Annotated in this window: 15 protein-coding genes and 1 pseudogene; 6 read left to right on the top strand and 10 right to left on the bottom strand. The window is 58.9% G+C overall.

What is annotated here, in order from left to right:
• The first annotated feature begins 382 nt into the window (after positions 1-382).
• Positions 383-1,321 (top strand): tyrosine recombinase XerC, encoded by a 939-nt coding sequence (gene xerC / locus BMS17_RS00565; protein WP_046027858.1) that lies wholly within the window; start codon positions 383-385, stop codon positions 1,319-1,321.
• Positions 1,322-1,331: 10 nt separating this feature from the next.
• Here xerC and BMS17_RS00560 read toward each other — a convergent pair whose 3' ends face one another.
• From BMS17_RS00560 to BMS17_RS00535, 6 genes are all read right to left on the bottom strand, one after another.
• Complete coding sequence (locus BMS17_RS00560; protein WP_046027311.1) at positions 1,332-2,402, bottom strand: ABC transporter ATP-binding protein; 1,071 nt, start codon at positions 2,400-2,402, stop codon at positions 1,332-1,334.
• On the bottom strand, positions 2,399-3,997 hold the full coding sequence (locus BMS17_RS00555) for an iron ABC transporter permease (RefSeq protein WP_046027310.1): 1,599 nt from the start codon (positions 3,995-3,997) through the stop codon (positions 2,399-2,401). The genes BMS17_RS00560 and BMS17_RS00555 overlap by 4 nt, the downstream gene beginning before the upstream one ends.
• Before the next feature lie 3 nt (positions 3,998-4,000).
• Positions 4,001-5,014, bottom strand: coding sequence for an iron ABC transporter substrate-binding protein (locus BMS17_RS00550; RefSeq protein ID WP_046027309.1), 1,014 nt, complete (start codon positions 5,012-5,014; stop codon positions 4,001-4,003).
• A gap of 350 nt (positions 5,015-5,364) precedes the next feature.
• Complete coding sequence (locus BMS17_RS00545) at positions 5,365-6,921, bottom strand: glycosyltransferase family 39 protein (RefSeq protein WP_077430187.1); 1,557 nt, start codon at positions 6,919-6,921, stop codon at positions 5,365-5,367.
• Positions 6,918-8,681, bottom strand: coding sequence for a lipid IV(A) 4-amino-4-deoxy-L-arabinosyltransferase (gene arnT, locus BMS17_RS00540; RefSeq protein WP_077430186.1), 1,764 nt, complete (start codon positions 8,679-8,681; stop codon positions 6,918-6,920). The genes BMS17_RS00545 and arnT overlap by 4 nt, the downstream gene beginning before the upstream one ends.
• A 309-nt stretch (positions 8,682-8,990) precedes the next feature.
• A complete protein-coding gene (locus tag BMS17_RS00535) occupies positions 8,991-9,665 on the bottom strand; it encodes a histidine phosphatase family protein (RefSeq protein ID WP_046027306.1) in 675 nt (224 codons plus the stop codon).
• A 299-nt stretch (positions 9,666-9,964) separates the two neighbouring features.
• Here BMS17_RS00535 and BMS17_RS30500 point away from each other — a divergent pair.
• Positions 9,965-10,144, top strand: a pseudogene (locus tag BMS17_RS30500) (two-component sensor histidine kinase); the annotation flags it as partial.
• A 6-nt stretch (positions 10,145-10,150) separates the two neighbouring features.
• On the opposite strand, the gene BMS17_RS00525 reads toward BMS17_RS30500, so the two are convergent.
• Genes BMS17_RS00525 through BMS17_RS00510 form a run of 4 tightly spaced genes read right to left on the bottom strand, consistent with a single transcriptional unit; the run spans position 10,151 to position 13,632 of the window.
• Positions 10,151-10,711, bottom strand: a complete 561-nt coding sequence (locus BMS17_RS00525) for a membrane integrity-associated transporter subunit PqiC (protein ID WP_077430185.1) — start codon at positions 10,709-10,711, stop codon at positions 10,151-10,153.
• A gap of 29 nt (positions 10,712-10,740) precedes the next feature.
• On the bottom strand, positions 10,741-12,402 hold the full coding sequence (locus BMS17_RS00520) for an intermembrane transport protein PqiB (RefSeq protein ID WP_046027304.1): 1,662 nt from the start codon (positions 12,400-12,402) through the stop codon (positions 10,741-10,743).
• Complete coding sequence (locus tag BMS17_RS00515; RefSeq protein ID WP_046027303.1) at positions 12,383-13,039, bottom strand: paraquat-inducible protein A; 657 nt, start codon at positions 13,037-13,039, stop codon at positions 12,383-12,385. Before BMS17_RS00515 ends, BMS17_RS00520 begins: the two co-directional genes overlap by 20 nt.
• Positions 13,036-13,632 carry a paraquat-inducible protein A gene (locus BMS17_RS00510; RefSeq protein WP_046027302.1) on the bottom strand — a complete coding sequence of 199 codons (597 nt, stop codon included), beginning with the start codon at positions 13,630-13,632 and terminating at the stop codon, positions 13,036-13,038. The genes BMS17_RS00515 and BMS17_RS00510 overlap by 4 nt, the downstream gene beginning before the upstream one ends.
• A gap of 271 nt (positions 13,633-13,903) precedes the next feature.
• Here BMS17_RS00510 and BMS17_RS00505 point away from each other — a divergent pair, with 271 nt between their 5' ends.
• From BMS17_RS00505 to BMS17_RS00490, 4 genes are read left to right on the top strand one after another with little or no spacing between them, the layout of a single operon-like run.
• Positions 13,904-14,140: a YtcA family lipoprotein gene (locus BMS17_RS00505; RefSeq protein ID WP_256577118.1), complete on the top strand. Its 237-nt coding sequence runs from the start codon at positions 13,904-13,906 to the stop codon at positions 14,138-14,140.
• 16 nt (positions 14,141-14,156) lie between these two features.
• Positions 14,157-15,209 carry a multidrug transporter subunit MdtN gene (mdtN, locus tag BMS17_RS00500; protein WP_046027300.1) on the top strand — a complete coding sequence of 351 codons (1,053 nt, stop codon included), beginning with the start codon at positions 14,157-14,159 and terminating at the stop codon, positions 15,207-15,209.
• Entirely contained in the window at positions 15,206-17,254 is a 2,049-nt protein-coding gene (locus BMS17_RS00495; RefSeq protein WP_077430183.1) for an FUSC family protein, read from the top strand. The genes mdtN and BMS17_RS00495 overlap by 4 nt, the downstream gene beginning before the upstream one ends.
• Complete coding sequence (locus BMS17_RS00490) at positions 17,251-18,720, top strand: MdtP family multidrug efflux transporter outer membrane subunit (RefSeq protein ID WP_077430182.1); 1,470 nt, start codon at positions 17,251-17,253, stop codon at positions 18,718-18,720. The genes BMS17_RS00495 and BMS17_RS00490 overlap by 4 nt, the downstream gene beginning before the upstream one ends.
• Positions 18,721-18,782 lie beyond the last annotated feature (62 nt).

The raw sequence follows: 18,782 nt of genomic DNA, 5'->3' as shown, positions 1-18,782 counted from the left end.
GGCACCTCGGGCTGGAATTGGACGAACATTGATACCGGATGTGTTGGATCCAAGGCAAGCGTAGTCGATAAAAAATAAGCTGCTTCAATCAGTTACCGAAACTGCGTGATAAACCGCATCAATTGACTTTTTCTGTTCCGGTCGGCACGTTGGAGCCCTGTGAGGGACAGTCGCGACTCGTTGAGGGTATGCGCATTTTCGTGAAAGGAACATGAAAACCCGGTCGGCAAATCGTTTATCTGAGCGTCATACAGGCACTGTTCAGACTCGTGCCGTTCATCGCGGTTTTTAGAGGGGAAGTCCTACGGAAGTCTCCATTTTAGATGAAGGATATTTCAACCCTTAGTTGCTTTACTGCATCGTTTTCACAAGGCCGTTTCGTTTGATTGACTTACCTGTTACCCATCCTGTTGCTACAAAGACCAATCCGTTGACCCTGTACCTGGCCCGGCTCGCGCCCTCCAGTCAGTTGACTATGCGTTATGTTTTGCAGGATGCCGCGGATCGCCTGGGTTTCGAAGACGTGAACATCGAGGATATTCCCTGGCATCAGCTGCAGCCGGAAAATGTCATTGCGCTAGTGGCTGCGTTGCGCGAAGACGGCTACGCCCCCAATACATCATCGCTGTACGTCAACGCGGTGCGCGGGGTGATGAACGAGGCGTGGCGTATGAGCCTGATCAGTCAGGAGCATCTGCTGAAAATGCGCTCGGTCAAAGGGATTGCCGGCACCCGGTTGTCCCAGGGGCGTAACTTGCGGCGCACGCTGATCCAGGAGTTGATGGCGGTGTGTGCCGCCGATCCCCGGCCACAAGGGTTGCGGGACGCAGCGATCATCGGGATTTTGTACGGTTCGGGCATGCGCAAGTCGGAGTCGGTGAACCTGGACCTGTCACAGGTTGATTTTGCCGAGCGCAGCCTGCGGGTCACCGCCAAGGGCAACAAGCAATTGATCAAGTACGCACCCGCCTGGGCCTTCACCAAACTGGAGGCCTGGCTGGCGTTTCGTCGTTCACAGCTCAAGGAGGGCGAAGTGGACGACCCGTTTCTGTTCAATCGGATCCGGCGTGGCAGCCATATCACCCGCGAGCGCGTGACCAAGCATGCGATCTATTACATTGCGCGCCAGCGCGGTGCCGAGGTGGGTGTGAAGATCATGCCGCATGATTTTCGGCGCTCATTCATCACTCGCGTGATCGAGGAGCACGATTTGTCCATTGCCCAGAAACTGGCGCATCACAGCAATATCCAGACAACCGCCAATTACGATGTGCGCGACGACAACGAGCGGCGACGCGCAGTGGATCGCTTTGATCTTTAAAACAGGCCGGTTACGACTCGCTGAACACGTGGGCATGGCCGATGGTCGAGACATGCACCGCGCTGCCGGCAGGCGGCGCGTACATGCCTGAACTGCGTACCGTTAATGACCGACCTGACTGTTCCCCCAAGGCCGGGGTCTGCAATTCCACGGTTAATGTGCAGGTATTGCCACTGAAGTCCCGGTCGGTGACCACGGCGCGGCACCCGGCCACTTCGTCGGGGCTGGGATGGATGCTGACGAGTTGCAGTTGCTCGGGGCGCAGCATGATTTGCGCCGATTTGTTGTTGCGGTGGTTGTTCACCGGTATCCGGCCGAGGTCGCAATGGGCCCAGCCGGCTTCGATTCTGGCAGGCATGACCACGGCATCCCCGAGAAACAGCGCGGTTTGCTCATCGTCGGGGTAGCGATAGAGATCCAGCGGGTGGCCTGACTGCACGAGCCGGCCATCTCGCATCACGGCCAGTTGATCGGCAAACGACAACGCTTCGCTCTGGTCATGAGTGACCAGGATGGTGGTGACACCGGCATCGGACAACAGTCGGGCGACCATCTTGCGCATGGCGCTTCGAAGACCGGTATCGAGGGCGGAAAAAGGCTCATCGAGCAGCATCAAGCGTGGCTGCTGGGCTAACGCCCGCGCCAGGGCCACACGTTGCTGCTGGCCGCCGGAGAGTTCGTGGGGCCATCGGTCGGCCATGCTCTTGTCCAGCGCCACACTGTCCATCAGTTCAGCGATGCGTTCGTTTTTTTCGTGCCCCTTTTTCGACAGGCCGAAACCGATATTGGCGGCCACGGTCATGTGCGGGAACAGGGCACCGTCCTGGGGGACGTAGCCGATCAGGCGCTGATGGGCCGGCACCTCGTGGGTGTCGTCGACGAGTGTCTGGCCATTGATTGAAAGACGGCCCGTGTCCGGGAACTCGAAGCCGGCAATCATCCGCAACAGGGTGGTTTTGCCTGAACCGGACGGGCCGACAATCACCGTTCGGCTGCCGTTGGGCACCGACAGGTTGATGCTCTCCAGCGCCTTTTGGTCGCCATAGGACTTGGAAATGGCATGCAGTTCAAGTGCGTTCATCGGCCAGCCGTTCGTTTGGATTGGTGATAAAGAAGTCCGGTCAACGGAAGTGACAGCAGGATCATCAACAGCGCATAGGGGGCAGCCGCGGCATAGTCGATTTCGCTGGTCATGGCCCAGAAACCGGTGGCCAGGGTGCGCGTCCCATTGGGGGCGAGCAACAGGGTGGCGGTGAGTTCATTGGTAATCGCCAGAAACACCAGCGCTGCTCCAGCGGCGGCACCCGGTGCGGCCAGGCGCAAGGTGATCAGCCACAAGGCCCGACCGGGCGAGCGGCCGAGGCTGCGCGCGATGTTTTCCAGCTCTACCGGCGCCTGGGCAATACCCGCGCGCAAACTCACCAGCGCCCGAGGCAAGAACATCAGCAAATACGCCAGCAGCACGGTGATCGTGGTCTGGTAAATCGGCCGCGCAAAGTGGATGGTGACGGTCACCAGGGCCAGCGCGACGACAATCCCCGGCAACGAACTGGTGATGTAGTTGCAACTTTCCAGTACCCGTTGCAACCGTCCCGGCGAGCGAATTGACAGCCAGGCAATCGGAATCGCAGCGCAGGTCGTCAGAACCGCGCCCGCCGCGCCAAGCTGCAATGTCTGTTGCAGTGCCGGCATCAATTCGTCCAGTTCCCAGACCTGTGTGCCGCCCGCCATCAGCCACTTGCCCAGCGTGATCAACGGCACACCCAGTGCCAGCGTGCAGGTGAAGATTTGCAGCAGCAGGCCAAGTGTTTTGGCTAGCGAACCCAAGCGCACAACCCGCTGTGCGCGCGCGCTTCCCGACCCCACCCGGGCATAACGCGCCGTTCCGCGAGCGGCGGATTCGGCGGTCAGCATCGCCAGGCAACACAGGGCCAGCACACTGGCCAGCATGTTGGCGGCCGGGCCGTTGAAGGTGGATTTGAACTGGTCGAAGATCGCGGTGGTGAAGGTGTCGAAGCGAATCATCGCGTACAGGCCATATTCGGCCAGCAAGTGCAGGCCCACCAACAACGCTCCGCCACAAATGGCCAGACGCAGTTGCGGCAGCACCACACGAAAGAACACCGCCCAGGGCTTGAGCCCCAGCGATTCGGCGACGTCTTCGATGGCCGGGTCGAGCCGGCGCAAGGTGGCGGCGATTGGCAGGTACAGGAACGGGAAGTAGGCGATGACCGAGACCAGGACGCCGGCAAACAGCCCATGTATCGGTGGCACCAGGCTCACCCACGCATAGCTGTGTACGAACGCCGGTACGGCCAGCGGCGCCGTCGCCAGCAGCGACCACCCGCGTCGACCCGGCAGGTTGGTGCGTTCTGTCAACCAGGCCAGCGCCAGGCCCAGCATGATGCATAAAGGAATAGTGATCAGCACCAGCAGCACGGTGTTGAACAGTAATTCAGCGACCCGAGGTCGAAAGACCAGCGGCACGATGGCCGCCCAGCCTGTCTGGATCGACACACCGAGCACGAAGGCAATCGGTAACAGCGACAGGAGCGAGACCAGTATGGACAAACTGATCACCCACGCGCCGCCGCGACCTGCGAAGACACCACGGGCGCGTCGTCGCAAGTTCGAGGGCATCGCCGTGGCGACACCCCCTGGCAGGGTTTCTGGCATCAATTAGAGCAATCCCGCCTGAGTCATCAGCTCCACGGCTTTTTTGCTGTCGAGTTTTGAGGCATCGACTGCTGGCGCGTCCAGCTGCTGCAAAGGCACCAGTTTAGGGTTGGAGGGTGCGTTTTTACCCACGGCGTACTCGAACGACTTACCGGTTTCGAGGACTTTCTGGCCTTCTTTACCGGTGATCCATTTCAGGAACGCCTGTGCTTCTTCCTTGTGTTTGCTGGAGGCCAGAACGCCGCCACCGGAAACACTGACAAAGGCACCCGGGTCTTTATGTTTGAAGTAGTACAGGGCGGTGTTCTTGCTGTTTTCGCCGGTCTTGGCCTGATCGCCGTAGCTGTAATAGTGGTAGATCACGCCGCTGTCGACCTGGCCGGCATTGACTGCCTTGAGTACGGCGCTGTTGCCGCGATAAATCGTGGCGTTGGCTTTCAACCCTTTAAGCCATTCGAGGGTAGCTGCTTCGCCCTTGAGTTCGAGCACGGCGGCGACGATGGCCTGGAAGTCGGCGCCGGCCGGCGACGCGCCCCAACGGCCTTTCCAGTTTGGCCCGGCGAGGTCCATCAGCGACTTGGGCAAATCAGCTTCAGGCAGCTTGCTCGGGTTGTACACGAACACCGTGGAGCGCGCGGCGATCCCGATCCATTTGCCATGCGCCGGACGATAAGCTGATTCGACTTGTTCCAGCGTGGTCGGCGCTACCGGAGCAAGGAGCCCGGCCTTGTCGACCAGCACCATGGCCGGGGAGTTTTCGGTCAGGAACACATCGGCCGGGGAGGCGGCGCCTTCCTGTACGATCTGGTTGCCCATCTCGGTGTCGTCGCCGTTGCGCAAGGTGACCGGGATCCCTGTTTCCTGAGTGAAACCCTCGACCCAGGCCTTGGTCAGGCTTTCGTGTTGGGCGTTGTAGACCACGATACCGGCGGTATCAGCGGCATACACGTGCCCGGCGGCCAGCAGTGCAGTGCTCAGCAGTGCGGATTTGAGGAACGAAGGGATCGAGGGCGTCATTCTGGGGGGCTGCTCCTGTTCTTTTTTAGAAGTCATGCACGCCGATTCACCTGTCAATCAATGCGAATCATTTGCATGCTTTGAGTCGGCAGGGAATGTAGAGCGCTAAATGAGAAAAAAACGTCAAAGAAACCGTTAATACATGTCATTTCCATTCAGGTTAGCATTCCTTTGGCCCCTTGCCCTTGATCGATGTCAAACGATGTCATCGATCAAGGGCAGGCAGATCAAGCGCGATGTTGGGGGGGGGCACCAGCCGTATCGGGATTTGAGCAATCGCCCCGATTGTGACGGGCGGCCGCTCCACACCAGAAGGTGGCGAAAGGATAGCTCAGTGGCCCGGCGGACGCCTAGGGGCCGGTCGTTTCGGTTTTCGTCGTGGACGACTCGGGAATAAACGCCACGCTCTGGTCCTCTCGGGCGTGGAACATCCGCTCGCCGTTGGTGGGCGTGGTGGTGATGACCTGGTGGTCGGCACTCAGGTAGTTCAGCGGCAGCGCATCTCCCTTGTGGTACTGCGCGACCACAATGGTGCGCTGCGGATTCCAGTGTTGGCCGCTGGCGTTATCCAGCCAGGCCATCAGTGTCGCGGTGTTGCCGGAGCGAGGGAAGTCCTCGGTTTCCTGCACGTAATAGAACGGTGCGCCACCGGTTTGCAGGTACATCGGCACTTTGTTGTCGACGTCGATCATTACCATGCGCCAGTGCTCCAACGGCGCCCGCTTGCTGGCTTCAAACTTGACCGTCTCACCGAAATCCACCACGCCGCCACCGCTGTTAGTCCAGGGGTACAGCACGCCGAGCACAGTCATCAATACGACTGCGCTCACCCCGAGACCGATCTTCAACCCGCGACTGCCAAACGCACTGTCGGCGTTGCGTTCGGCCATGCGCCGGGTGATCCACCAGGCCCCCAGTAACTGGGCGAAGGGCACGAGGGGCAATACGTAGTAGCTGCGCCGACTGCCGCTGGCGGTGAAAAACAGCATCAGCAGCCCCAGCCCCCAGATCAGCCAACGTGTATTGGGTTCGACACTGCGCCAGTTGCGTGCAGCGACCCACAGCGCCAACAACCAGAACGGCGCCCATGGCAAGGTGTAGACGGGAAGGTAAAGCAGGTAGGTGTAAATCGGCCCGATGTTATCGAACGGCTGGAAGAACCGGACGACATTTTCGCGCAACACCAAGCCCAAGCCACTTTCGCCATAGGTCGGTGTGCCATACACATGCGACAACATGAACGGTGACATGTAGAAAACGCCGGCAATCGACAGGGCTGCACACAGCCGCCAATTGAGGTGGCGTTTCCAGCGACCCTCCTGCAACAGATGAGGCAATAACAACAACCCTGGCAGGATGAAGCCGATCAAACCTTTGAACAGTGAGGTCAGGGACAGCAGCAGGCAAAACACCAGGTAGCGGCTGAACCGTGTGTCGTCGGGCCCCCGCCAGTACCACCACACCGCCGCCAGTACGCCGCACACCGTGAGAATGTCAGCCGTGGCAACCCGTGCCCAGAAGATAAAATAGAAGGTGGTCGCCAGCATCCAGCCGGCAATCAAACCGGTACCTTTGCGATACAGCCGTTCGCCGATCAGGTACACCAGCCACACGCTCAGCCACGCCGCAATCACCGACGAGAGGCGCAACGACCAAGGGTCCAGGCCACCCGTCAACCAGGCGGAGGCGGTAATCAACCAATAGGAGGGCAGGGGTTTGTCGTAGTAGGCCCCGCCCTTGAGGTAGGGATCAAAATAGTCACCGCTTTGCAGCATCTGTAAGGCGATGTTGGCCCAGCGTGTTTCCGCGCCCCACAACTCCCGGCTGCCCAACCCCAACAACAGCATCAGCGCTGCCGTGGCCAGCAGCAGCGTTAACCTGCCCCTGTCACTGGCCCAGAATTTCATGGCGGGTTTCCAGTCGGTGCTGTTGGCGAAACGCTGTCAGGGCTGGTTTGCGGAAAAATCAGGATCTGCAGATTGCCACGCTGATAGCGTTTGCCATCGACAGGCAACCGCTCGACTTCTTGGATTTCCGCGACATTGTTGACCCGCATCACCACACCGACCGAGCCTTTTTTACGCGCCTCGGTCATCCACTCATCGACGTTGTCCAGGGTCACTTTGCGCGAAGCCATGGCCGGGTCGCCGAGACCGTACTTCAGCTCGCCGATGGTATTGAACAGATCGACTTGCGGGCGCTTCAAACGCCATGACAACGCGGAGGCCGCACCGAGATCGTTACTGAGCAAAGAACTGGTTTCGCCCAATGCATCGAGGTGCTCGGCAATGAACTGGTCCGGCATCTTGCTGTTGACGACCTGTGCCGGCATGGCCGCCGGCAACAACGCAACCAGCATCCAGATGCCGAGCGCCGGTATCGCCCAAAACATCAATGGACGCAGGACTTGCAATGAGTTGCTGATGATCCAGCCGAGCAACACGATGAACACCAGGGACAGGCTGAACATCTCGGTGTTTTCGTAGATTTCCCTGGAAACCTGAAAATAGAGCAGAGCGATCAGGGCAATCGTGCCCACGGTGACGTTGATCGCACCATTGATGCGAAGTAAGCGGCCTCGTCCTTGGTTCAGGAGCTCCATGACCGTGTGCCCCATCAGCAGGGCCAGCGGCAATAGGCACGGCATGATGTAGGTCGGCAGTTTGCCGCTGCTCAAACTGAAGAAAGCCAGTGGCAACAGCAGCCAAAGCAGCAGAAAACCGATGACAGGCTGGCGTTTGTGCTTCCAGGCGTTGATGAACGTGGTCGGAAGCAACGCCGCCCATGGCAGGCTCGACACCACCAGCAAGGGCAGATAGAACCACCATGGCCGCGCATGCTGTGCATCATCGGCGGCGAACCGGCGCACGTGTTCGTTCCAGAAGAAAAAGCGCCAGAAGTCCGGCTCCCGGTGGTGAATGGCGAGCACCCAAGGCAAGCACACCACCACCGCCACCAGCACGGCCAACGAACCGTAACGCACCAGTTCACCCATGCGCCGTTGCCAAAGCATGTAGGGCAGGGCGATCAACACGGGTAACAACCAGGCCAGAAAGCCCTTGGTCATGAAGCCCATGCCACAGGCGAACCCCAGCATCGCCCAGGCACCCACCTTGATTCGTGGGGTTTGACCGTCGAGGGCAAACCACAGCGCAACCAGGCTCAGGTTGACCCAGAAGGTGAATTGCGGATCGAGGTTGGCGTAACCGGCCTGGCCGGCAATCAGCCCGAAACTCATGTACAGCAACGCGCAGGCCGCGCTTTTGCGCGGGTCGCTCCAAAGCCTGCGGGCGATCAGATACGTCAACCAGACACTCAGCCCGGTACTGAGCGCCGAAGCAATACGCACACCAAACAGGTTGTCACCAAAAACTGCCTGGCCGAGGGCGATCATCCAGTAACCGGCGATGGGTTTTTCGAAGTAGCGAACGCCCATGAAGTGCGGCGCGACCCAGTTGCCGCTCAGGAGCATTTCCTGGCTGATCTGACCATAGCGAGGTTCGTCTGGGATCCACAGGCCGTGGGTCATCAAGGGCAGCAGGTAGAACACCACAAAGGCGAGAACCAGACCGGGCACAATCCAGCGATTGGCGGCGTTTGAAGTGCCGGTATAACGGTAGGACTGTGCCCCGACCGGGTGTCGCAACGGATTGTTTTGGGACGTCATGACTCGACCTGACTTAGAGACGTTACCGAATTCAGTGCAGGGCTCGGCGCAATCCTGCGAAAGCACAGCACTGGAATAAATTGCCCGAAGGCACAGATACAGCCGGAGTAAGTGATTTCTTTGATCTGGAACTATCAGCCTCCTTGGTTGAATGGTTCCTGACAAAATCGAAAATAAAGGTGAACTAGTGTTCAGCTGTCCATTGAGAAAGATTAACTTTCACTGTCGGGCACTTAACTAAGGAAGGTTCCATGGGTGCACTTAAAATGCACCGTTCACCTTCCATTGTTACTGCCGGCTGGCGAGTCGTTACTTGCGTGTTGCTGCAGTCGCCAGCGAGGGCCAGTCTTCAGGTTGAAGGATGCCCAACACCTTGAGTTGCCCTTGTGCATCGATGCTGACGAACAATGAACTGGTGTATTCACTGTCGGCGGCGTGTTTGAAACCCGTCTCTTTTTCAAAGTCGCTGATACAGCCACTGTGCGTCACCAGCACGCTGTTGCGATGGGCAACCTTGTGCGCAACCACGTCGTTACGCAGTGTGGTGCCACAACTGGCCAGCCATTCTTGTGCGACCGCATCCTTGCCGAACATGGCGTGCGCTGTTTGTTGGGTGCGGGTCACCGGGCTTGTGAATACGTCGGTCTGCGCCATGCCCAGGCCCATAAAGCCTTGGCCTACTGCCGTAGCCGTTTCACTGCCAAGGCGGGTAATGCCGTCGGCAGGGCCCAGGCACGGATTGCTTGAACGGTCACAGCGCTCGGCGTGTCGCACCAACACAACCACTTCTCCGGCCTGCCAATGCTTGAACAGTTCGGCATGGGTCTGAGCATCGGCGCTTCCCAGGTTTGTTGGCGAGGTGTGCCACATGACAAAACCGGTCACGAGAGCAGCCACCAACAGTGAGCCCGAGATCGCAACCATTCGGGTGAGGCGCGAACCCTGGCGTGGCGCTGAGGTGGCAGGTGATACCGTTTTGAGCATGTTCTTACCCTTGACTGTTCGCAACACCGGACATAAAGCGGCCTTGGCCGCAGAAAAAACTGACGAGTTTCAAATCAAGTTTTACTAAACCTGGATGATGAGCGGTACGTTAAAGGCTGAGGCGTGTGAACGTGGTGAAACGGATGTGAAAATTTTGCGCAGATGATCGAAGGTCAAATGCTTCTAGTGTGATGATCTACAACATTATTACAAACTAACTAGTTGCGCGGAGTATTTGAAAGTCAATATCAAATACGGTGTGAAACTTATTACAGAAGTGCCGCAGTTGCTTTGCCGAGGAAGAAAAACGTCATGCGATGTTCCAGCCTTTCATACCCGACGATGAAAGTCGGGGAACGGGCTTGGGATCAGGGCTTTCGCGGGTGCAGCGGATCTGTAGCCGACAGCAATGGCAAGTGGCGCTCGGCAGCCTTGAGCCCAACGGCTGCTGTTTCACCGTTGAGCTTAAGCCGGCGTAATCGGTTTCAACCGGAGGACGGGCAACTCTGTTGCGACCCCCTGGCCGCCTGGCCGATCACGGCCGCCAGGCGTTTGACATTGTTCTGCTGGGCGGCAACCAGATCTTCGATACTTGTCGCCGAAGGCGTTTGCAAAGTGCTGTGGCAGGTGAGTGATGAAACATTGCCTTCACCGATGCCCCGCAAGCGCCAGGTCGCCTCGATCAGCCCGTACTGGCCGGGAACAGAATCAAAGCGCTGCACCTCCACTCGCAACGACAATTTGCGTGGGGGGTTGGCGTTGATCAGTTGAGCCGCCAGTGCGCTTTGTAATTCCTCAGACAGTGATGCGCCCCACCAGTCGGTTTCCAGCAGGACCAGGCCACTGTTTCCCTGGCGAATGACTATCTGCGTCCGGTCGACCTGCGCCGGCACACTGACAGCATCAAACTCGATGTACATCCCGTTACTGTGCGCCGCGCCCCCGGTTTGCTGCGGCATCAGCGTGTGGTAATGAACCGGTTCACTGCGGCAGGCCGCCAGCAGCATCAGCGCAGTGATCAAGGTGATCTTCGGCGAAAAACCCATACGTCGTGCTCCTTTGTTCTGCGGCGCGGTCATTGTTTCAGGTCCTTAGCCGAGGCATTTTCGGGTCGACCACGAATCAGCGATTCTGGATGCCGGCTCAAATAATCCGCCAGCTGACGCAACGCTCTTGCCGCGCGCCCCAGTTCATCCAGTGTTTCTCCCAGTTGTACCCGTTGCGGCGAGTCTTCGGCGATGGTGGAACCGGCCGACTTTATCGTCGTATTGGCCGATTGCAGGGTTGTGCTGACGTCCGACAGGGTGGTGCTCACACCGGGCAGGGTCTTGGTATTGAATTGCGCCAAGCCTTTGCGCAGTTCCACGAGGTTGCTGTCGAGGTTGCCGGCAATACGATCGATTGGCAGTTTGTTGAGTTTGTCGACCATGGCCTCCAGTTTTTCCTGCAATTGCTCAAGGCTACCCGGCAACGTCGGAATCATGACCGGGCGTGCGTTTGGATCGAAGGCCACTTTTTCGGTTTTAGGGTAGAAGTCCAGGGAAATGTACAACTGACCGGTCAACAGATTGCCGGTACGGGCCTGGGCGCGCAGGCCGTTTTCGATAAACGAGCCAATCATCCGAACGCTGGCCGCTTCGTCATTGGGGTCATGATTGAGCGCCTTGATCATTTTGGTGTGGGCCTGCCCCAGACGCTGCGGATAGATCACGATGCCGACATTGACCGGGAACGTGCGCTTTTGCGCGTCGAAGTCCAGATTGACCGATACCACCTTGCCGATCTCCATGCCCAGGAATTCCACCGGCGCATCGACCTTGAGCCCGCGCATGGCCTGATCGAAACGCAGGGCCAGGAATTGCGGCTTGCCATTCGGTGGCGCGAGGGCACTTTGCTGGTCCTCGAACAGTTCGTAGGCATATTCTTCGGCGGCAGGTTTATCGTTGGGGCTGTATTCCGGCGCGCGAAAGGCAATACCGCCTACCAACATCGAGGACAAGGATTCGGTCTTGACCGCAAAACCGTTGGCACCGACGCTCACGTCGATACCGCTGGCGTTCCAGAAACGGGTGTTTTCGGTGACGTACTGGTCATTGGGTGCATGGATGAACAAGTCGATGTTCACCCCTTTGCCATCCGGGTCCAACCCATAGGCCACCACTTGGCCAACCGGAATCTTGCGGTAGTAAACCGGCGAGCCAATGTCCAGCGAGCCCAGGTCCTGGGTGTGCAAGGTGAAACGCTTGCCGGGTTCGCCATAGGTGATCGCCGGCGGGTTTTCCAGGCCCTTGAAGTTTTTCGCGCGGCCATTGGCCTGGCCGATGTCGGCGCCGATGTAATCACCGGACAGCAATGTATCGATCCCTGAGACACCGCCGGCACCGATGCGCGGACGCACGACCCAGAATTGCGAGTCTTCACGGGTGAAGCTTTCGGCCTGCTTGGCCAGTTTGATCGTGGCGTTGACACTCTTCTGGTCGTTGCTCAGTTCTACGTCCGAGACTTGGCCGATGATCACGTTGCGGTATTTGACCTCGGTCTTGTTGGCCGTCAGGCCATCACCGGTCTTGAACGTAACCGTGATAGTCGGGCCTTCCTGCAAGATGCTGTGGACGACCAGGGAAATACCCACCAATACCGCGACAATCGGAACGATCCAGACCAGTGAAACGCTGCGGCCGGTCTTGATTGGGGCCTGTCCGGGGGCCTGTGGCCCTTCAGTGGCTTGCGACTTCATCCATGACCTCCTCGTTTTGTGGGTTTTCCCGCGTTGAATCCCAGATCAGGCGCGGGTCGAAACTCATCGCCGACAGCATGGTGAACACCACCACCAAACCAAAAAACAGGATGCCCGGGCGCGGCTCGATGTCGGCCAGGGCTTGAAACTTCACCAGGGAGGCCACCAGTGCCACGACGATCACATCGAGCATTGACCAGTAACCGATAACCTCCACAAAGCGGTACAGCTGCGACCGCTCCTTGAGCGCCCACTGGCTGTCGCGGTGTACGGACAACAGCAGGAACGTCAGGGCCAAAAACTTGATGCCCGGCACCGCGATGCTGGCGATGAAAATGATTAGGGCGATGTCCCACGCGCCGGCCTCCCAGAACTCCAGTACGCCGCTCATGATCGTGCTGTCGGCGCCGTTACCGACCATCTTGGTGTTCATCACCGGCAACAGATTGGCCGGGACGTAAAACGCCAGGGCGGTGAACATGTAGGCCCATGTGCGGTTCAGCGAGTTGGTTTTGCGCCGATGCAGGGGCGCACCGCAGCGCTCACATTCGTGCGGCTCGCCGGTCATGTCGCAGGCCAGGCCGCAGCTGTGACACAGACACAGGTTGAGTTCGCTGGCGACCGGTGGGCTGTTCATGGAATGTCCCATAATTCACGGATATCGCGCCCGGCGATGCGGATCATCATCAGGCTCAGCACGGCAAGCGCAAACAGGCCGATGCCGGGCAGTACGTCCAGCAATCCGGCGAGTTTGATGACCGCCACCATTGCACCCAGCAGGCAGACTTCCAGCATGCTCCAGGGCCTGAGGGCCTCCAGCCAGCGCATGCAGAATTTAAAACCGGGTGAACGACGGTGTGAGAGGGCAAAACCCAGGACCCAGATGAGCAACAACAGCTGGAAAATCGGTGCGATGATCATCGCAATCGCCGCGACCATCGCAATGAAGGTGATCGGTCCCATGCTCAGGGCCAGGACTGAATCCCAGAGCGTTGCACTGTTTTTCAAGCCTTTGAGGCTGATGCTCATGACCGGATAAAAATTGGCGAAAACCCACAGCATCAACGCGGCGAAGGTCAACGCCAGGCGTTGCTCCACTGTCAGACCGTTATAGCGCTGGAGCACGCCGCCGCAGCACGTACACAGGGTTTTCTGGTGTTTGGCGAGCGTGACTTTTTCATACACACAGTCGCAGTGCTCGCAGATGATCAGCTGATCAGTAGTTGCCATGGGCCAAGGCTCAACAAAGGGCAGGAAGTTCAGAGCACCTCCTCAATATAGAAGTGACTCGCAATTGAGCAAATCGAAAGTCGATACGATGGAGGTCAGCGGCTGTAAAACTCCCATCTTTGTGGGTTATAAATAAAATCTGTGGCCCAGACACGAAGTCCAAATGACTGAATCAGATACACCTCTATAGTGGGGACTCGGGCATACCGTTGATGGGGGAGTCTTGATGTGCCATGAGGGGAAGAACGCGAGAACCAGGCACGGCGCCGTTGTGCTGCTGACCCTGGCGCTCTCGGCCTGTTCCAATGCGTCATCGGTGCCTGTGCTGGGAGCGTTTTTTCCTGACTGGTTGTTCTGCATCCTCGGCGCCGCACTGCTGGTCTTGCTCGTCCATCGCTTGTTGGCCCGGCGCGGTTTAAGCGCCTGGCTGACGCCACCGACACTGGCTTATCCCATGCTCACCGCGCTCTTCGCCTTGAGTGCCTGGCTTCTGTTTTTCCAGTCCTGACCGGGAGTCACCCACCATGAGCGAAAATGCTGTGAAGCCGTTGCCCCGGCGGGTGTTGATCCTGGTGTTGCTGGGGCTGACAGTGGCGCTGCTGTTGGCGGTGGTCTGGCGGCTCGACAATGCGCCGCGCACCGATGACGCCTATGCCTACGCTGACACCATTAGTGTCACCCCCGAGGTGAGTGGCAGCATCGTCGAGCTACCGGTGCACGAAAACCAACAGGTAAAGCAAGGGGATGTGCTGTTGCGCATCGATGCGCGGCCCTATCAGGACGTCCTTGATCAGACACGTGCGTCAATGTATGCGTTGAACCAGGAAATCATCCTCAGCCAGCGTCAGGTTGATGCCCAGCAATTCAACTCTGACGCCGTACAAGCCAGTATCGAACGGGCCAAGGCGACGGCTAACCAGACGGCGGACACCCTGCGGCGCATGGAACCGCTGTTGTCGCGCGGCTATGTCTCCGAGGAACAGGTGGACCAGGCGCGCACCGCTGCCAAGAGTGCCCGTGCCGAATTGAACGCCGCGCAGCTACAGGTCAAGCAAGCCGCAGCTGCCGTCAGTGGGGTTGATGCGTTGGTGGCCAGGCGCGCAGTGATTCAGGCGCAAATAGCCCGAGCCGAACTGGATCTGGAACACAGTGTTGTGCTCGCACCGTTCGACGGACGAGTCGTTGGCTTGACCACGTCCGACGGCCAGTTTGCTGCCGCCGGCCATCCGCTGTTCAGCCTGATCGATACTCGGCACTGGTACGTGGTGGCGAACTTTCGCGAGACCGAACTGGACAATATTCAAACCGGTAACCGCAGCACGCTCTATCTGATGAGCGATAGCCGGCGTGCTTTCAGCGGTACCGTAGACTCCATTGGCTTTGGCGTTTTCCCTGACGACGGCGGCGCCCAGGTCAGTGGATTGCCCAAGGTTGCCAGAACCATCAATTGGGTGCGGGTGGCACAACGTTTCCCGGTGCGCATTCGTGTCGATCAACCCGACCCGCAGCTGTTCCGGATCGGTGCATCGGCCGTAGCCGTGATCCATACCGATAGCGGCGAAGGCAAGCGGCAATGAATGTCGTGAATGGCGGGTCTGAGCGGCTGTGGCGTTTCCTCGTCGCAGAGCTGGCGGCGTTTCCCGGGCGCAGCAACGCCGTACTGCGCAATCTGGTGGCGTGCACGCTGGTCATCATCCTCTCTATGAGTCTTGAAGTGCCGCTGTTGGCGCTTTCGTTGATCATGGTGTTTTTCGTCAGTCAGACCAACGTGGTACTGACGAGAATGGCCGGCATCCTGTTCATCGTCAGCGCGACGCTTGCCATCGGCATTGCAATTGTTCTGCTCAAGTACACCTACGGCTACCCGCTGCTGCGCATCCTTCTTGCCAGCGTGGTGTTTCTCGTGAGCCTGTTTGGCATGCGTGCGACGCGCCTCGGCCCGCTGTTTTTTGTAGTCGCTATCGTCACCATCTACGTGCAGAGCCTGGTGGATACCATTACGCAGCCTGAGCTGCTGTTACGTGCCTGCCTGTGGGTATGGATGGCGGTGGTCTACCCGACGCTTATCACCCTGCTGGTAAACACGTTGCTGTTGCCGCAAGAACCGCAGCAGCTATTGCGCGAGGCCATGCAGCGACAGTTGGTGCAGATGCAGGCGTGCCTTGTTGCATTGGAGGAGGGGCGGACGAACAATCCGTTAATCAGCGCGACTGATGTCCAGCAGGGCGTCCTGGGCCTGCAAAAACTGCTGAAATTTTCCAGCATGCGCGACACCGGCAATCGCGACCATGAAGTCCGGAATCTGGCGTTGATTACCGGCGTTAGCCGGTTGTATGCCGCAGTGGCCACCTTGAATGCCGCTGTCTCTGACACCGAGGCACTGACGGCGTTACGTCAGGATTGTGCAGCACTGGCCAAAGCCATCGACGAGGACTTCAAGTCGCCGTTGCTGTCGTTGTACAGCGCAGCGTTGACGCGGCCGCTGATACCTCCAGCTCTGGAAGAAATGCGTGACGCGTTGCGCAGCCTGGCCGTAAATGAACGTGCGATCCCGGCCAGCAACGCTGCGGTGAAGGAGCCACTGTTGGCAAACGATGCCTTCAGCAATCCCGATTACCTGTTTTTTGCCTTCAAAACCTGGCTGGCGACGATGCTGTGCTATGTGTTCTACAACGCAGTGGACTGGCCGGGTATCCACACCGTGATGCTGACCTGTGTGATCATCGCTTTGCCCAGTCTCGGCGCTTCGACACAAAAAGGCGTGTTACGTATTGGCGGTTGCCTGCTGGGGAGTGCATTGGCACTGCTGTGCACAGTCTTTGTCATTCCGGGCATCGAAACGTTGGTCGGCTTGTTGATCATGAGTCTGCCGGTGATCGGACTGGGTGCCTGGGTTGCGGCGGGTTCCGAGCGCATCAGCTATGCCGGTCTGCAGATCATGTTCTGTTTTGCTCTCGCCTTGCTTGAACAGTTTGGCCCGACGACTGATCTCACGGAGATCCGCGACCGGCTGGTCGGCATCATGCTCGGCGTTCTGGTCAGCACACTGGTGCAGGGGCTGCTGTGGCCGGAACGTGAGGGTGACAGCTTGCTCCGGCGTCTGGGCACACTGTTGCAGAGCATCGCCGGATTATTGCGTTCACCCATGTCCAGTGTATCGAGCGATCGCCTCTACGAACCGAGTGTGCGCAGTTGGGGTCAGCTCGCCGAATGCGAGGCCATGCTCGCGCGGGTCGCACTGGAGCCTGGTTGGCAGCAGAGTGAGCATGAATCGCTGACACTGTTCACGCAGACGCTGTTGGCCAAGGCCCGAGAGATCCTCCTGTTGACCGACCAACTACAACGCTACCGAACGGCACTCAATGTCGAGTTGCCGAGGTCGCTGCAGACCTGGCTGGACGAACATCAGGCGCAACTGGCGGCGTGGCTGGTCAGCTACGCGACACGGCTGCAAAATCCGGCGGTTGCGTTGGATACCTTGCCACCCTTCAATCCGCCAGCAGCCGGTGGACCGGCCGTTGACGCGTTGTTACAGGCGCTGCATGAGCTACGTCGGCAGTTTGATTCGCTACCGGATTGGCGCTCAATCGAGTTGGGGACACTGGCGGAGCTGCGTTCATGAATGCCGGTACTCGACTGTGCGCGTTTCTTGGCCTGTGCCTGGCTTTCGGCGGATGCGCACTGATCCGCGAGGAGGGCGACCTGGTGCCGCAGCGCGATCCGGCCAGCATCCGTCTCTCGGATGACTTGCACCTGGCCCGAGAGGGATGGCCCGAGGCGCGTTGGTGGGCACGCTATCAGGACCCACAACTGGACCAGTTGATCGACATGGCAGTCGCTCAGGCTCCGGGCATCGCCATCGCTCGCAGTCATATCGATCAGGCCCGTGCGCAGGCTGCCTCGGTGAAATCACTGACTGGCGTGCAAGTCGATCTGGTCGGGTTGGTCAATCGCCAGCACGTCTCCGCCAACGGCTTTCTCGGCCCTTTCGCGCAAAACGAACCGGAAATCGGCCTCACCGGCCCCTGGTACACCGAGGGCATTGTGGGTCTCGGCGGCACGTACCAACTCGATCTCTGGGGGCGCCAGCGTGCGCAAGTCGATGCAGCCTTGGGCGTGCGCAACGCGCGCCAGGCTGAAGCGGCCTGGGTCGAGCTGGAAGTATCCAGTGGCGTTTCCCTGTTGTATTTCCAGATCCAGACGGCGCAACAATTGCTCGCCAACCTGGAACAAATGTCGGCCATTGCCGCCGAAGCGGTGGCCGCGCATCAGGCGCTCATCGAACGTGGTCTGGAGGCACAGCCACAGAATCAACTGGCACTGAGCAATCAGGCTTTGATCAATCGTCAGATAGCGGCCTTGCGCAGCCAGACGCAGCAACTGCGCGAGGCCATGCGAGCGTTGATCGGCGTCGGTGCCGAAGTCTCGCTGCCATTGAAGCCGCGAACCCTGCCAGAACACGCCTATGGCGTGCCGCAAAGCCTGGGCTATGAGTTACTGGCGCGACGCCCGGATTTGCAGGCAATGAGGTGGCTGGTGCAGTCGTCTTACTCCAATATCGATGCGGCCAAGGCAGCCTTTTATCCGAGTTTCGACATCAAGGCATTCTTCGGTGCCGACGCGCTGCACATGGGGGACCTGTGGGACCACGGTAGCCGGCAAATCAATCTGATCCCTGGCGTGACCCTGCCGATCTTTGATGGGGGGCGCCTCAATGCCGCACTGGCAAACACCCGCAGCCTGAGCAACACCCTCGTGCAGCAATACAATCAGGCGGTGCTTGACGCCGTGCGTGACGTCGCTGTAGCCGGTAGCAAGTTGCAAGGGCTGGACGCGGAGGAGAGGTTGCAGCAGGCTCGAATCGGTAATTTTCGTTTCAACCGTGACAGCGCCGAAGCGCATTACCAGCGTGGCTTGTTAGGTCGGGTAGTGGCATTGGAAGCAAACCTGCCGCTGTTGGCCGAACAGAGCAGCCTGGCCCTTTTGCAAGGGCAACGCCTGGAAAGCGAGGTCACGCTGATCAAGGCATTAGGCGGTGGCTACCACTCCAATTTGTCGACAGTAGTGAGTGAAACGAAGCGGATGTAGCGAATTCGTCGAACCCGGCCAGTCATCCGGATATAGCGCTGTCGATTTCACCGCGCCTTGTT

It is taken from the genome of Pseudomonas sp. C9 (assembly GCF_002000165.1).
Lineage (GTDB): Bacteria > Pseudomonadota > Gammaproteobacteria > Pseudomonadales > Pseudomonadaceae > Aquipseudomonas.
This window is presented reverse-complemented; position numbering and strand designations above follow the sequence as displayed.

What these genes read in the sequence shown, in the direction of transcription:
- BMS17_RS00560 (WP_046027311.1), bottom strand. Translation starts at nt 2,402, where the DNA reads ATGAACGCACTTGAACTGCATGCCATTTCCAAGTCCTATGGCGACCAA.
- BMS17_RS00555 (WP_046027310.1), bottom strand. Translation starts at nt 3,997, where the DNA reads ATGCCAGAAACCCTGCCAGGGGGTGTCGCCACGGCGATGCCCTCGAAC.
- BMS17_RS00550 (WP_046027309.1), bottom strand. Translation starts at nt 5,014, where the DNA reads ATGACGCCCTCGATCCCTTCGTTCCTCAAATCCGCACTGCTGAGCACT.
- BMS17_RS00545 (WP_077430187.1), bottom strand. Translation starts at nt 6,921, where the DNA reads ATGAAATTCTGGGCCAGTGACAGGGGCAGGTTAACGCTGCTGCTGGCC.
- arnT (WP_077430186.1), bottom strand. Translation starts at nt 8,681, where the DNA reads ATGACGTCCCAAAACAATCCGTTGCGACACCCGGTCGGGGCACAGTCC.
- BMS17_RS00535 (WP_046027306.1), bottom strand. Translation starts at nt 9,665, where the DNA reads ATGCTCAAAACGGTATCACCTGCCACCTCAGCGCCACGCCAGGGTTCG.
- BMS17_RS00525 (WP_077430185.1), bottom strand. Translation starts at nt 10,711, where the DNA reads ATGGGTTTTTCGCCGAAGATCACCTTGATCACTGCGCTGATGCTGCTG.
- BMS17_RS00520 (WP_046027304.1), bottom strand. Translation starts at nt 12,402, where the DNA reads ATGAAGTCGCAAGCCACTGAAGGGCCACAGGCCCCCGGACAGGCCCCA.
- BMS17_RS00515 (WP_046027303.1), bottom strand. Translation starts at nt 13,039, where the DNA reads ATGAACAGCCCACCGGTCGCCAGCGAACTCAACCTGTGTCTGTGTCAC.
- BMS17_RS00510 (WP_046027302.1), bottom strand. Translation starts at nt 13,632, where the DNA reads ATGGCAACTACTGATCAGCTGATCATCTGCGAGCACTGCGACTGTGTG.
- mdtN (WP_046027300.1), top strand. Translation starts at nt 14,157, where the DNA reads ATGAGCGAAAATGCTGTGAAGCCGTTGCCCCGGCGGGTGTTGATCCTG.
- BMS17_RS00495 (WP_077430183.1), top strand. Translation starts at nt 15,206, where the DNA reads ATGAATGTCGTGAATGGCGGGTCTGAGCGGCTGTGGCGTTTCCTCGTC.
- BMS17_RS00490 (WP_077430182.1), top strand. Translation starts at nt 17,251, where the DNA reads ATGAATGCCGGTACTCGACTGTGCGCGTTTCTTGGCCTGTGCCTGGCT.